The organism is Bacillus sp. LL01, from assembly GCF_001037965.1.
Genome location: NZ_LFEL01000006.1, coordinates 95,592 through 110,640, shown reverse-complemented (window position 1 = coordinate 110,640; position 15,049 = coordinate 95,592). Strand labels below are relative to the sequence as shown.

The window sequence follows — 15,049 nt, the reverse complement described above, 5'->3', positions numbered from 1 at the left end:
AAATGGCTTGATAATAGCCCTTCATAATAAGATCTTCTGCAATTTTGCCTGTTGTAATGCTAGTTCAGGAATGAGAGAAATAAATTAAGCTAAAAATATTCCCCACAAACGTTTTGTCATAAATGTTTGTGGGGATTTTTATGTGTAAAAGATACCAGCTCGAAGAAGCAAGAATAATATCTTTAAGATCTTATTTCACATTATCCTCTCTCTTATCAATATAGATGTTTCCTAATTGGTCAATCTGGGCAAAAAATACGTCTTCCACATTAGAAATATTGTTCTTTTCCAAGGTTTGAATCACCCAATGCATGTCTTTACCTAGTGATTTCAAACTTTTTTGTAATACTTTTCCATCTATTATGAATGCCTGAGCTAATCCTCTACTTGCTTGAATATTAAATACGTCCTTCTGCATAACACTTAGAAAAGGTGGTTTGGCCAATACAGATACACTACCATCTGTTTCCATCATAGCGATCTCAACTTGATCCACATAGAAATATCCCTTTTTCCTTAGATTGGTAAGAAGTCCATCCATAGTCAATCGAACTTTTTTTAGTCCTTCCTCAAGAACTTGCCCGTCTTTGATAAGATAAGTCGGTTCATCCTCTAGAATTTTTCTTCCCCATAAACTTTTAATGGCTCCAATGCTAGAAAGAAAGGTGTAAAAAGCAAATAGGACCAATCCGACCATCCCTGTTAATACTGGTATATCCTTCATAAGCATTGAACTTGCCACAACCGACCCTATCGTAATTCCAGCTACAAAATCAAAAAAAGTCATTTGTGCAATCAGTTTCTTATTTAATATTCTACATAATATGTATAGGGTAATGAAGCCAACCGTTGTTCTTAGAACCATTTCAAAAATAGTCATATGTCGCACCTCCCTAATAAATTTAATTTTAGTGTTCATTATGGCGCGGCAAATCATGCATAAGTATTTTGGTGAACTATGTGTTTTTATAAGTATTTTTTCAAAAGGGATGCAGAAGGTGGCCTTGACCTATAATGCCAGGTTGATCAGAAAGCCCCGATAACTGACATAGTGGAAATAGATATCCATATATATAGGGTAAAAGCTAACAGGAGTAGATATCATTGGACAAACAAAATAGTAAATTTAGATGGGTTATATTTACTTCTGTATTGTTTACATATTTAATTATGTCGAGCCAAAGAACCGCTCCGGGGTTGATTACCGAACAATTGATGAAGGATTTTAGTGTAACAGCAACGACGGTGGGATTAGTGACTAGTATCCAATTTTTTGTGTACACTAGTTTGCAAATTCCAATGGGTATTTTAGCTGATCGTTATGGTCCTAATTTTCTTCTTATTATAGGGGCGACTCTTACAGGTATAGGTACCATCATATATAGTTTTGGCACACATGAATTTGTGCTGTTTTTTGCTAGAATCCTAACGGGAATAGGGGATGCGACCATCTGGGTAAATATGGTGTTAATTTTAAGCCAATGGTTTAATAAAAAGGAATTTACTCGATTAATTGGTTTTGCTGGAATGACAGGAAGCCTAGGTTTCCTTTTGGCAACTGTTCCGTTCTCAGTATTGATTGCCTTACTTGGTTGGAGGGGAGCATTTTTTTCAGCTGGAATACTCTTATGTTTACTAAGTGTTTTCCTTTATTATGTTCTCGTTAAAAAATCAAAGCAATCGTTATTTGTAGCCCCAAAAATACAACGGGAAAAAACAGCGGTTTTACTACGAAGAATACTTTCGAATCGGCAGGCATGGGCATTATTCTTTTGTCACTTTGGGATTGTCGGAGGGTATATTGGATTTATCGGTTCGTGGGCAGTGCCTTACATGATGGATGTGTATGGAATGACACGCTTAGATGCAAGTCAGCTTATTATGATTAGTCTAATTGGAGCACTTATTGGGGCACCCCTAATTGGGTGGGTTTCAAGTTGTTTAGGAACTATAAAACGGCCATATGTTGTTTTTCATATTACGGTTTTATTGTGTTGGTCCATCTTTCTTTTATTTAAAGAGCATCCACCATTTTACTTACTAATTATACTTTTCTTTATCATTGGCTTCGGATTTGGATCCAATTCCTTAACCTTTGCAGTCGTACGTCAATCTTTTCCTATAACAGAAACGGGCATTGTTGTAGGGTTTGCGAATACGGGTGGATTTCTAAGTGCAGTATTGCTGCCAAGTATTATTGGATATATATTGGATCATTTTCAGTCAACTCTAGGTAACATTAGTGATGGATACTACTACGGTTTCCTCACTCCAGTAATCTTCTCTATGCTTGGATTAATTGGAGTGATTTTTATTAAAGAAAAGTATGAGGATACAGGACATAAATACAAACGAAAAAGACCGATATTCCTCAAATAAATAAACAACAGTATCACATACACTCTGGACATTGCGGAGCCGTTGCGAGAATTGAACGTAATTGGGTACACTACAGCACTTCTCTTGCGTTGTAGTGTATTTTTTTGTTGCGTCAGAAACTATTCCAGATACTAGTGTTTGAAAATAAGTCAGGAAGCATGATATAAGTTATAAGTGTAAATTTTTTGAACCGGTATGAAAAGTTGTATTCATTAAGAGAGGATTTGAGTTAGAAATGATAGATAATTTTTGGCGTGAGTTACCGCGACCGTTTTTTGTGTTGGCGCCGATGGAAGATGTGACAGATGTAGTTTTTCGTACTGTAGTAAGTAAGGCAGGGCGACCGGATGTGTTCTTTACAGAGTTCACAAATTCAGATAGTTATTGTCATCCTGAAGGCAGGGACAGCGTGCGTGGTCGTTTGCTTTTTACAGAAGATGAACAGCCGATGGTGGCACATATTTGGGGCGATAATCCCGAGTATTTCCGTCAAATGAGTATCGGCATGGCGGAGTTGGGATTTAAAGGTATCGATATTAATATGGGTTGTCCTGTTCCGAATGTTGCGACGAGAGGGAAAGGGAGCGGCCTTATTCAACGTCCAGATGTTGCGGCGGAACTTATCCAAGCTGCAAAAGCGGGCGGTCTGCCTGTCAGCGTTAAAACACGACTTGGCTTTACGAAAGTAGAAGAGTGGAAGGAGTGGTTGAAGCATATTCTAGAACAGGATATTGCGAACCTATCTATTCATTTACGGACTCGAAAAGAAATGAGCGAAGTCGATGCGCATTGGGAGCTGATCCCGGAAATAAAAGAATTGCGTGACCGCATTGCGCCGGATACACTCCTGACCATCAATGGCGATATTCCTGACCGCCAGAAGGGGCTAGAACTTGCTGAGAAATATGGTATTGACGGTGTGATGATTGGACGGGGTATCTTCAAGAATCCTTTCGCTTTTGAAAAAGAGCCAAAAGAGCACAGCAGCAAGGAGTATCTGGATCTCTTAAGACTGCAGTTGGATTTACAAGATCATTATGCAGAAATAGTACCACGTTCCATCACAAAGCTTCACCGCTTTTTCAAAATATATGTCAAAGGATTCCGTGGTGCTGGGGAACTAAGGAACCAACTCATGAATACGAAATCAACAGATGAAGTGCGGGCATTGCTGGATGAGTTTGAGAGTGGGTTTTAGGGACAGGCATCGTGACCCACTCATCTAAAATAATACAAAAAGCCGAGAATACTTGCTATTCTCGGCTTTTGTGCGCGCTTAAATATTGAAAACTGGGTCAGCGTGCCTGTCCCCTCGACACCTCTTTCCGATCCAAATAATAACTTAGAAACGTAAGCAGACTAGCACATACAGCCACAATTCCACCAATCCATGTTACATGACTGAGGCCCACTTGATGGTACACGACTCCACCAAGAGCAGACCCGAAAGCGATGCCGACGTTGCTTGCCACAGGCATGAGGGAGGCGGCGAGTCCCGTTGCAGATGGCTGATAAATTCCAGCAAGGTCTATCAGGTAGAGCTGCGTGGATGTTGTTAAAAGAATGGCCATTAACGACATCAATCCAATGTTTACTAGTCCCAGTCCAAAATGATTGGTTGTCCAAAATAAGCTTATCAGTACAACAGCCTGGACGAGAAACACAAATCGAAGACGGCCAATTGGATTATGGCTGGCTATTTTACCTGCCAAGATATTGCTGAAAATCGAGATGAATCCGTATGCGAAAAGAATTAAACTGATTGAATAGGTTGGTGCTCCCATTCCCTTCAGGATCGGAACAAGGTACGTAAAGACGACATAGGTTGCCCCAAATCCGAGCGCAGGGATGAAAAAGGCGATTAGAATTCGCGGATTGGTTAACAACGAGAACTGATCCCGGATGGAGCTTCGAACTTGGCTGAGCTTGCTTGGCAACACGAAATAGGATGCAAGGAACGCCAAGACTCCCAGTATGGTAGTCAGCATAAAAGTGGAGTTCCAGCCGAACCAGGATGAAACGACAGTTCCAATCGGCACCCCGATGACGTTCGCAAGGGTAAAGCCACCGAACACGAATGAGATGGCAAGTCCGCGCTTTGCTGCCGGCATGGTTTCACTTGCCACTATCATGGCTAGGGAGATCAGAACCCCAGTCACAATGGCTGTCAAAATCCGAAAAGAAAGTAGCATCGTGTAGGATGATGAAACGGCGCACAACGCATTGAAGAGAATGAAAGCCCCTATTAAAAACAACATCCATTTACGCTTTGGAAAATGACTTGTTGCTGACATCACGAGCGGTGTGGCAATGGCAAACGTAATCGCAAACGCAGAAACAAGAGTACCTGCTTTTGCATTTGACATATCAAGGCTTGAAGAAATATCCGTCAAGATTCCAACAATAACAAACTCGCTTGTACCAAGAACAAATGTTAATAAAGAAAGTGTTAAGATGAGCAACCAATGTTGCCTCGTTAATTTTGTAGATTGCATAAAAGCCTCTTTTCTAAGCTGAATGGAAATTTGTTATATGGTAGAGAAACAACCTAGATATCATACCATAATGCTTGTTCTTTTTAAAAAAATCCTTGCAAGAAGCAAGCATTTACGGAGTGTGAGGCTCTTTCTTTACTTAATTAATTGTTGGTCAATCTCAGGGTTTTACATAGGGGGTTGTGGGGACAGGTTCCTTGACCCGTTGGTGCGTTAAAGTGGTTAAGTGTGTTGTGCTTCGAGGGCATCATTCGCTGGACTTGGAATACTGTTTTTAATTTTCAGCTTGTTGGAAATTTTAAGCCAAGTCCCTATTTAGGGCCTGGCATTTTATGGGTCGGCGTGCCTGTCTCCTCGACCCACTGAAACTTTTCTGATGAGAAATACGTAAGTAAAAGTAGGGGGCGATAATATGCAAAAAATATGGTACTTGGTGAAAGACTCATGAAATTCTATTGGCTGAAACAGTCCTTGGTAATTCTATTTCTTGTTTTGTTTGCGTTCATAGCAAATTTCAATATGGTTAATCCTTATCTGACTATGGAACATACACTACCAAAACAACTCGTAACCCTAGTGTCCATTTTACTGATCTTGTTTGCATGTACTCAATTGCTCTATAACTACGCCAAAAATAAAAAGCAATTCATGCAGCATCCTATTTGGGATAAAATGTTCATTATCCTTCTAGTTTGGCTAATGATTTCCTTTGTGTTGTTTATTGTGTTTTTTTTCACAACACCATTACAAGGCATTCTCAGTCAACATGCATGGCTGATGTTTATAGTTGTCTATTACTTTTTGTTCTTCACCAATCTCTTTATTTTGTCGATTGTACATAAGATGATGGACTCATCGATAAAAATAGAGAAGAAACTCGTCATCACATGGATCAGCTCTTCTCTATTAACTGTTATAATCCTATTCGTAGGTTGAAGGGACAGGCACTATGACCCGTTTTTGTACAGGGAGTAGAACACAGAAACGGGTTTACCTGTCTCGACCCTCACTGCTCGTTTTTTAAGTTCCTAATTTTCTTTGTAAGCGGTAGTGCTTGCTTGAGGAAAAACAGTCCAATGAGTAAGAGTGCAACATTTAAAAATACACCCGATTGGTCTATGTCTATCTCAATAAAAAAACTTACAATTAAATCAGATACTAGAAAAAATGCCGGTAATATAAATATAATAGCGAGTATATACCATATGAAGTTAACCCTTTGATAATGCGTTATCTTTGATTGGGTATCTGAATGAATATGAAATTCACCTAGTATGCTTTTTCTTCTAAAATACTGCCATCTGTTTATGGAAGCAATATGGTCAACTTTCATCTCATTGATAGAATCCAAGTAAGTGTTTTTTTCTGAGATTGTGCCTTGCTTTAAAAAGTCAATTCTATATGTATATTCCCCTGGGTCGCATGCTTCGAAATAATAATAACCATTTGAAATTTCACAAAGTGCGTAACCTTGTTTGCACATATTGTTAACCCAATTCTCTTCTTTTTCATAGTCAAGAAATATATTCTTGAAGATGTTTCTTCGTGCTTTTTTAGTAATCACTGATCCCCCTCCACCATTTCCATGACGTATAATATAGTTATTTTAACCCGTTGTAAGAACTCCTGTATCACGTAGTAATTCTAATGTAACATATTCCATGCAAAAAACAGTTGGATTTTCCCTTAAGTGTTAAAATATAGATAAAATACATAGATTTAATATCTCTCATCAAAAACTAATTAAAGGGTCGAGGGACCTGTCCCTTCGACACCAAAAAGGATATGGAAGCAAAAGGTCGAATATCATTCATAAGAGGAAGGAGTGAAGAAAAATGACACATGCAAAAGAAGTACTAGCAGATCAGCTATTAGCCAATGCGAATGCGTCTGTTTACTCTTTTGTTTAAGAATTTACTGAATTTTTATTCTGCAGAAATAACGATGGCATAGTGGGGAACTATGTCAAGATAGCTATTTTTAGTCAAACGTTTGTTGAATACAAATGTTTGTATTGTTGCAAAGGGATTTATAAGTGTTCGTGAATTCTCGACTATTTTTGCGTGCTATATTGGGAGAATTATTGCTGGTGGGTGGTTATGGTGCTACCTAGTAGAAGGGGAACCTGGATAGGAAAGGAACAAACTCCCCTACAGTTTATACATGATTGTACAAAGGGGCAACGGACCTGCACGTTGACCCTTTTAAAACCCTGACTTTCTTTGTGAGAGGTAGCGCGTGAATAAATAGAACGGTTAGTATATTCCATAGAATGTCTGTCCTTTGATAATGCTTAATTTTTGAGTGGATATCTAAATGAATAGTACTCACCTAGTACGGATTTTTTTCTTTAATACTGTCATCTGCTAATAAATTATGTCGGCGTGCCTGTCCCCTACTCTACCAACGAAAATTCACTCCTCCTAACCACCACAAATAGAACAGCTGTAATCAGAGTAGAAATCAAAAACAGAATAGGAATCGGTAAAAACTCAGCCCACAATCCTGCTATGAACAGTCCCAATGGAAGTGCCAGTTTCATGAGCATGGAGGAGGTACCTGCTACTCGTCCCAACAGATGATTGGGCGTGTATTCTTGGCGTATTGTAAAATACACTACATTGGACATGATGACCGCAAAGCTGCGGATTAATAATGACAACCCAATCAACCACCACGTGTTTGCGAAAATAAGAACAGCCAGGCCGATGATTTCGATAAACAAGCACCATGCATAAATTTTTCCGCGTCCCATTGTTTTTCTAAGTCTTGTAATGACAAGGGATCCGATTAATCCTCCCACTGCCCCAAAGCTGAACATGAATCCAATTTCTTTTTCTGATGCTTCAAGGACATCTGCAGCATAAAAGATGAGTACCCCGATGACGAGGCTGGCAGAAAGGTTGGAAAAAACCGTCACAATGGTCGGCGTGAGGAGTGTTTTATTGCCGAACAGTTCATGAACCCCTTCCTTCATATCTGCCCACACGGATGCTTGCTTCTTTTTCTCCCTTTCAACAGGAGGTACCTGTACGAAAAGTAAGAATACTAGCATTACAACAAGACAGATTAGATATAAAGAAAAACTGAATCCAAAAGAATAAAGAGCTATGATAATACCAGCTAATCCTGGTCCAACCAAGGAAACAAAGGTGTCCACAAAGGTTAATTTTGCATTCGCTGCAGTCAACTGCTGTTTAGAAACCAGCTGAGGTATGGCCGAATGCTGTGAGTTTCCAAAGGTGTAACCAGAAGTGGATAAAATAAATCCTAAAATATAGAGGTGCCAAACAGCGATTTCATTAGAAAAAATCAATAAAACAATTCCAGTTAAGGCTATGATCTGTAAAATGACAGCGTATTTCATGATACTTTTTCGATTAAATCGATCTACCATCACTCCTGCCAGCATTCCTATAAAAATATTAGGAAAAAAATCTATCGCACGCATCATACTCATCGCAAGCGCAGATTTTGATAGTTCATAGATTAAGAGCGGCAAGGCAATCGCGTAAATCTGAAAACCGAAGTTTGATATAACTTTTCCAACCCATAAGAACATAAAGTTTTTGTTTTTCCATAAGCCAGGCTCTTGAAGTACCGGCTCTAACTTTCTTTCCCCCATGATGATCCCATCCTTCCGTATTTCAACATCTTTAAGTTTATCTGGAAAAAAGGGGAGGAAAAAGTGTACTATTTAGGTAATAGATAGAGCACCTTTTATGGGGAGAGTGGCTGAACGTGAAAATACTAGAGCATTATAATAGGTTGTTGGATGAGCTGAACCTAGTTGATACACCGATTCCAACAACAATCGAGAAGCTGTCGACGGCACTTTTTTGCTCCAAACGGTACACAAAGCAGATTATTAAAGAACTGAAGGAACAAGGTTGGATTGAATGGGAGGTCAAGCCTGGTCGGGGCAATCGCTCCATTTTAAGGCTTTTATTGAGCTTGGAAGATTTGGAGTTGATGAAGGCACAAACGCTTTTTCGAGAAGAAAAATACAAGCAATCCTTCGAACCACTTCGTAAAATCTCGAACGGGAAAAGAGAGGAGTTCCTGCATTGGATGGAGGGGCAGCTGGGCTATGTAAATGATACGAAAGAGGACAAAGATATTCTGCGCTATCCTTACTATGAAGCTGTGAAAAACCTGGATCCAAATGGTTTGCTCTCACGGCATGATGTCCACATTGCCGATCAGATTTATGATACGCTTGTCAGCTTTAAACCTATGGAAAATGTGTTTGAACCGAGACTTGCACATGCATGGGAGGTAGATGAGTCAGGTTTGGTTTGGACATTTTATTTAAGAAAAGGGGTTTATTTTCATCATGGCAGAAAACTCGATGCGGAGGATGTGGTTTTCACATTTGAAAGATTGTTACAGATGAATTCAGAGGAATCGGAATGGATAAAAACATTGGTGGTGAGAGTGGAAAAGACAGGTTCCTATACCGTCCGGTTTTATCTAACATGCGAAAACTACTTATTTCTTAATTATTTGAGTGGTATTCGAGCAGCTATTCTTCCTAAGGACGGAAAGACAGATATTCGCACAATGCCGCTTGGAACAGGGCCATTTAAGTTGGTGAGAAACGATGAAGCTATGATGGTGCTGGATGTTCATGAAAGCTATTTTCTAGGGCGGCCATTTTTAGATAAAGTCGAGATAATTCATCTTCCTGACCTTTCACCAGAACAAATGCAGCTTTCTTTCTGGTTAAGTAAAAGGGACCAGGCATCTGAGACGAGCATTCGTAAACTGGAAAAAGGAGCAACCTATCTTTCTTTTAACCTTAGACGAAATGGACCTATGCAAGATGAAAAGTGGAGAGAGGCTATCATGGAAGTGCTAAACCCACATGAGCTTATAGAAAGTATTGGAACGGATAATCATGTTCCCGCTACTAGTTTTCTCCCGAAAAAAAATGGGTCGGCAGTTTGTGGTAAGAGTGGAGAAAAGCATCCGCATTTGGACAAACCACTAGTTGTTTGCGGTACGCAAATTAGAAAGGGAGCCAATGTGGAGAGGGAGCTTACATGGGTGACGAGTATGCTTAAGGAAGCAGGATACCAGGTGAAGGCGGAAATTGTTCCTATTGAAAAACTTGCAAAAGATGACTTTCTCGAAGGTGTCGACATGGTGATTGGAGGGATTGCCTTCAGTGAGGATGAGGTGCTCTCCTATGTAAGGTTTTTTCAAATGTCACAGGCCTTTATTTACAATCTAGCAGATGGTGGGCTCCAAAGGGTAATAAAAGAGACGATAAGATTGGTGGAAAAGACACCAGATCGCAGTGAGCAGCTTCAGCTTCTACTTGACCTGGAGAAGAAAGTGATCGAGAGCAAGCTCATCCATCTTTTTTACCACCGTGCTCAGCAAGTGAATATCTACAACTCATCCATTCAAGGTGTCTCCCTTAAAAATACAGGGAGGGTGATGTATAGGGATTTGTGGGTTAAGGGGAAAGGTTAAAAATTTTTTAAATAATACTCTCAGGATGATAAAAGCCAAGTTCCGAGCTAATGGACTTGGCTTTCCGTATGTATGAATGGACAGGCTATTATTGCGCTGGTTTTTATTAAGAGGTAACCTCTTGGATACCCAACTCTTCCTTGCAAATTGAGATTTTCTTGCTGCAGAGAATCTCTATCTAATTATTTCCACCAACTCAAGCATCACTTGATATACATAATGAAAGAAAAATCTTACAATTAACCTATCTAAAGCAAAGGGGTGATGGAAGTGTTCAATATGAAAAACATAGGGGTAAAGATTGCAAATTGGCGCAAAGCGAAAAAGCTGACACAGATGAATTTGGCGGATCAGCTTGGTGTAAGTTATCAGGCAGTTAGTAATTGGGAGCGTGGCGAGACGATGCCTGATATCGCAAAGCTACCAGAATTAGCAAACATTTTAGAGGTAAGTATTGATGAACTACTAAATCATGAAGAAGGAAGTGTCTTGATCCAACAAATCGTAGCAGGGGAACAGACAGAATTCAAAGCATCGGTGGAGGAGTTTTCCAATGTTGCGCCGCTGCTCGATCCCGAGAAAGCGGATGAGATATTCAAAGGGTTACCAGAAAATCTGACCATTCAAGATTTGGCAGCCTTTGCCCCATTCATCAGTCAGGAAGTGCTTGATGGATGTGCTAGGAAAAAGTTTGAAGAAGAAGGAGTTAAACCATTAGCGCGCATCGCTCCTTTTGTCAGTGGTGAAATCATTGATCAATGCGCGGAAAGTTCATTAAACGAACACGGGATCAAATCCATCGCTCCAATTGCGCCATTTATCAGTAAGGACAGGCTGGCAATCTTTGCAGAAAAAGCATATGAAGAGCAGGGCTTGAAGGAAATAAGCGCTATCGCTCCATTTCTAAAAAAAGAAGTGGTAACCTCGCTGGCCAAGCAAGGGTTTGAAAAAGAAGGGATCCGATCGATTGTCCCCCTTTGTCCTTTTGTGGATAAACAAGTATTAAACGACCTTGCACTGAAGGCAATCTCGGAAAAAGGGTTAAACGAAATCATGCCAATTTTGCCCTTCATCAATCAGGATTTGCTCAATGGATATGTGAAAGAAAGTATGGGGGTGTAAAACCACCTAGAGGAATTCGGGGGACCGCCTTGTTAAAGACAATAGAAAACACATCATTCAATTCTTAAATAAACTTTTGGGTGGAACGCTTGCACCGGAAGAAATAGCGGAAATGCTTTTCATTCTAGACCTTGGCAAACGAAATAATACAGAAGAGGCCGCTGGTACATAAGCCCTCTAATATACGGAAAAAACACATGTTTTGTTTAAAGCATGTGTTTTTTCCGTATATGGTTTTCAGGAACAATCACTATGAAGCGTGCGTGTGGGCTAGGGAGTCACTCACACTATTGGGTCGGCATGCCCGTCCCCTCGGCCCTTCCCGCTACTGAAGCGGCAAAAACGCCACCGCCCAGCTACCGTCTTTTTCCTTAATCATCTGAAAGCCCCACTTTTGCCCATAGATGTTAGTGTAACTTATATAACCATAACCATCCCCGTTGTCATGAAAGGTACCATCTTGTATGCCGAAAAAGATATCTGCGTCAGGATAGACCATTTCTCTAAAGTATTCCTCTTTTTCGATTCTCCTCACGTCATCACGGTCCGTATAAAGCTCGTATTTCAACTCCCATTCTTCATCGCGCGTTGCTTGCACAAATAGTTTCGCAATGCTGACAGGGGAGAGACCTAATAGTAGTTGCGGGTCGAATTCCAGTTTTAGCAGTTGATAAATTTCAAATTCCTCTGCAGTCAGCTCGAAATTTGCTGCGTTTGGATTTACTTCTTCCAGTACTGGAGAATCGCCATTTGCATAAAGAGTGTCAATGGAATAGATAATTTGCCCATCCCTAGTTAACCCATGTATTTCAAACATTTCGTCTGGATTTATATCCGCAAAAGCAAACCAATATTTCTCTCCACTATCTGAAATGATATTTTCTGCCGTATATTCTTGTTTACTTTCAACCTTCCTCACAAGTACTTCTGAAATATCCCGGTTAATGACTTTCCCAAACACTAAAGGAAACGGCGATGATTCTTCACTAGAGGTAGTAACTAGCTGATGACTTAAATCCTCCTTATCTAAAAGAGTATGCTCTGCGCCTTCCGTGGACTCTTCCCAACCGTACTGAGTTTTTTTGATGAAAGTTGCATTTAGCACTTCGATCCTAATGTCTTTTTTAATGTACTGGGTGAAAAAAACAACCACCCCCGCATCTACTTCTTCTGTATGAAGAATTTCATCATATTCATAAGGTGCAAGAATCTCCTCTAACCTTTCAGGAGGAATTTCTTCTGCTACAACAATATTGCTTGGCTTCTCCAAATTATTTAGAATCGTCGGTATTAAAATAAGCATAAATATCAGTGCTGCCGAAGCCAATGCAAAATAATACTTCCGTGGAGTGGAAATTTTTTTTATGACCTGTGGCGCATCCATTTTATTATTTATTAGCTGTAAAGTTTTACTTCGTTCCTTCTCACTCATCACAATTTTTCGATTTAAGGATTGGAAGTTAACATCATCTAAGTTATTAGATTGCTTCATATCTGAATCCCTCCTTCTCCAATTCTTTACGCAAGACTTTCAAGGCCCTAAATAAATCAACCTTGACCTTCGACTCAGAGCATCCAAGAATTTCGGCAGTCTCTCCAATCGAAAACTCCTTTATTTTACGTAAAATAATGACATCCCTGAATGAAGGCTTGATCTTACTTATTGCCAGATATAGTTGTTTTTCAGACTCATTCAATATTGCGATGTCTTCTGCTGACTTTTCATCCGAAAAGCCAAAAGGAAGGAAACTCAAATAGTTTACTAGCGTTTTTTTCTTCCTTATGTAATCAATGGTCAAGTTCCTGGCAATCCGAAACAACCAACTTTTCTCCCGTCCACCTTGAAAACTTTCCAGGTTGTTATAAGCACGAATAAACGTATCCTGCAGAATATCCAACGCCTGCTCCCGTTCCCCAATCATATAAAAAGCATAATTATAAATATCATTGCTGTATTTTTCATACCAACTATTTATCTGCTGCTTCCTAGAAAATGGCTCCATTCACCCACCTCTTTCTTTCTCTTTACTATTACAACGGACCGCGGGAGGAAAAGTTACAAAAAAAGAATCGTGGGGACAGCTAAGTCGACCCATTAATGGCCAGACTCTTGAATATAGCGTGAAAATTCAAAGGGAAATTATGCTATTATTTAGGTAAAAAGAAGGAGGGAATACCCTTGGAATTGATAACGGACAAGAAAGAGTTAATCTATAAAACTGTTTTAGACCATATGCATGAAGGGGTTATTTTAATAGATACTTCTACGAGAGTGGTGTATGTAAATGAATCGTATTATCAAATATTAGGAATAAGAAATAAGAAAATAATCGGCAAATATTTAGATGAGATTCAACCGGGGACAAATGTTAGCAAAGTAACTCGGAGTGGGAAGCCTTTAATTAATGTAGAGTTTACTTTTAGTCAAACGGGTGTGAGAGTTGTAGCTAATATATTGCCGGTATTTAACGAGGATAATAGTTTGTTTGGGGCTATCAGTGTGTTCCGTGATGTGACAGAAGTGCGGAATTTAATACAGGAAATTGAGCATTTAAAGGGCTATACAGAGTACTTAAAAGAAAGGTTAGAAACAAATTCGGACTCCGCATTCTCTTCAATGGTTGGGGAGCACCCTTCCATAATTCAGGTGAAAGAGAAGATAAAAAAAGTAGCAAGCACAGATACAACAGTTCTTGTTACTGGTGAGAGTGGTACAGGAAAAGAGGTAGTAGCAAATACTATTCATGAGGCTAGTAATCGAAGGAATAGACCTTTGATTAAAGTGAACTGTGCAGCAATACCAGAGTCTTTGCTTGAAAGTGAGTTTTTCGGCTATGCGGATGGAGCATTTACTGGTTCCAAACGTGGAGGAAAGTTAGGGAAGTTTGAATTAGCTAATAAGGGGACCATCTTTCTGGACGAAGTTGGTGACATGAATCCTAGTTTACAGGCGAAGCTATTGCGCGTTTTACAAGAAAAAAAGATTGAGAGAGTTGGTGGAGAATCTTCCATTGATGTCGATGTGCGTGTCATTGCTGCAACAAATGTAAACCTATACGATAAGGTGAAAAAGAAGGAATTTCGTGAAGATCTTTTTTATCGATTATTTGTCTTTCCGATTGAGCTACCCCCTTTACGAAAAAGGAAAACAGATATATTGGCACTAGCCCTTAAGTTTTTAGAGGAATTGTCGCTTAAATATAACAAGCAATTATCATTCAATGCAGATGTTACCAGACTTTTAATTAGCTATGAATGGCCGGGGAATGTAAGGGAGTTAAAGAATGTGGTAGAACACGCGGTGGTCATGAGTGATAAAAGTGGAAGAATTACGTTAGCTAATTTACCAACCTATTTCAAAGATTCCCCAAGAGGAGAACATGATGGAATCGATCATTTACACTTGTATAAAAACTTCGCACAAATTGAAAAAAGCGCAATAAAAGAAGCACTAATTGTTACAAAATACAATCGTTCCGAAGCAATGAAGCTATTATGTATGAGTAGAAATAAATTTTATAAAAAATTAAAAGAATACCAAATTGATTAAGATGTATTTTTTTAAAATGGAT

Annotated in this window: 12 protein-coding genes; 6 read left to right on the top strand and 6 right to left on the bottom strand. The window is 39.4% G+C overall.

The annotated features are described in order from the left end of the window. Nucleotides 1-190 precede the first annotated feature (190 nt). Entirely contained in the window at nucleotides 191-880 is a 690-nt protein-coding gene (locus AB685_RS17390) for a DUF421 domain-containing protein (RefSeq protein WP_053073870.1), read from the bottom strand. A gap of 224 nt (nucleotides 881-1,104) precedes the next feature. On the opposite strand from AB685_RS17390, the gene AB685_RS17385 reads away from it, so the two are divergent. Beyond that, nucleotides 1,105-2,379 (top strand): MFS transporter, encoded by a 1,275-nt coding sequence (locus tag AB685_RS17385; RefSeq protein ID WP_047971870.1) that lies wholly within the window; start codon nucleotides 1,105-1,107, stop codon nucleotides 2,377-2,379. 235 nt (nucleotides 2,380-2,614) lie between these two features. Beyond that, nucleotides 2,615-3,577, top strand: a complete 963-nt coding sequence (locus AB685_RS17380; protein WP_047971869.1) for a tRNA-dihydrouridine synthase — start codon at nucleotides 2,615-2,617, stop codon at nucleotides 3,575-3,577. A gap of 97 nt (nucleotides 3,578-3,674) precedes the next feature. Here the strand turns inward: AB685_RS17380 and AB685_RS17375 are convergent, their stop codons facing one another. Beyond that, nucleotides 3,675-4,874 (bottom strand): MFS transporter, encoded by a 1,200-nt coding sequence (locus AB685_RS17375; protein ID WP_047971868.1) that lies wholly within the window; start codon nucleotides 4,872-4,874, stop codon nucleotides 3,675-3,677. A 540-nt stretch (nucleotides 4,875-5,414) separates the two neighbouring features. On the opposite strand from AB685_RS17375, the gene AB685_RS17370 reads away from it, so the two are divergent. Then, on the top strand, nucleotides 5,415-5,810 hold the full coding sequence (locus AB685_RS17370; protein ID WP_198530537.1) for a hypothetical protein: 396 nt from the start codon (nucleotides 5,415-5,417) through the stop codon (nucleotides 5,808-5,810). Between the two features lie 70 nt (nucleotides 5,811-5,880). On the opposite strand, the gene AB685_RS17365 is transcribed toward AB685_RS17370, so the two are convergent. Together AB685_RS17365 and AB685_RS17360 are read right to left on the bottom strand one after the other, a co-directional pair. Beyond that, nucleotides 5,881-6,438, bottom strand: coding sequence for a DUF2812 domain-containing protein (locus AB685_RS17365; protein WP_047971866.1), 558 nt, complete (start codon nucleotides 6,436-6,438; stop codon nucleotides 5,881-5,883). Nucleotides 6,439-7,269: 831 nt separating this feature from the next. Further along, on the bottom strand, nucleotides 7,270-8,499 hold the full coding sequence (locus tag AB685_RS17360; protein WP_047971865.1) for an MFS transporter: 1,230 nt from the start codon (nucleotides 8,497-8,499) through the stop codon (nucleotides 7,270-7,272). Nucleotides 8,500-8,615: 116 nt separating this feature from the next. Here AB685_RS17360 and AB685_RS17355 point away from each other — a divergent pair, with 116 nt between their 5' ends. After that, entirely contained in the window at nucleotides 8,616-10,355 is a 1,740-nt protein-coding gene (locus AB685_RS17355) for an ABC transporter substrate-binding protein (protein WP_047971864.1), read from the top strand. A 279-nt stretch (nucleotides 10,356-10,634) separates the two neighbouring features. Then, the gene (locus tag AB685_RS29820; RefSeq protein ID WP_198530536.1) at nucleotides 10,635-11,477 is read left to right on the top strand and encodes a helix-turn-helix transcriptional regulator; all 843 of its coding nucleotides are present in this window, start codon (nucleotides 10,635-10,637) and stop codon (nucleotides 11,475-11,477) included. Nucleotides 11,478-11,802: 325 nt separating this feature from the next. On the opposite strand, the gene AB685_RS17345 is transcribed toward AB685_RS29820, so the two are convergent. Then, nucleotides 11,803-12,969 (bottom strand): hypothetical protein, encoded by a 1,167-nt coding sequence (locus AB685_RS17345; RefSeq protein WP_047971863.1) that lies wholly within the window; start codon nucleotides 12,967-12,969, stop codon nucleotides 11,803-11,805. Further along, nucleotides 12,956-13,480 carry an RNA polymerase sigma factor gene (locus AB685_RS17340; RefSeq protein ID WP_047971862.1) on the bottom strand — a complete coding sequence of 175 codons (525 nt, stop codon included), beginning with the start codon at nucleotides 13,478-13,480 and terminating at the stop codon, nucleotides 12,956-12,958. Before AB685_RS17340 ends, AB685_RS17345 begins: the two co-directional genes overlap by 14 nt. A gap of 176 nt (nucleotides 13,481-13,656) precedes the next feature. Here AB685_RS17340 and AB685_RS17335 point away from each other — a divergent pair, with 176 nt between their 5' ends. Next, on the top strand, nucleotides 13,657-15,027 hold the full coding sequence (locus tag AB685_RS17335) for a sigma 54-interacting transcriptional regulator (RefSeq protein ID WP_082153691.1): 1,371 nt from the start codon (nucleotides 13,657-13,659) through the stop codon (nucleotides 15,025-15,027). The last annotated feature ends 22 nt before the right edge of the window (nucleotides 15,028-15,049 follow it).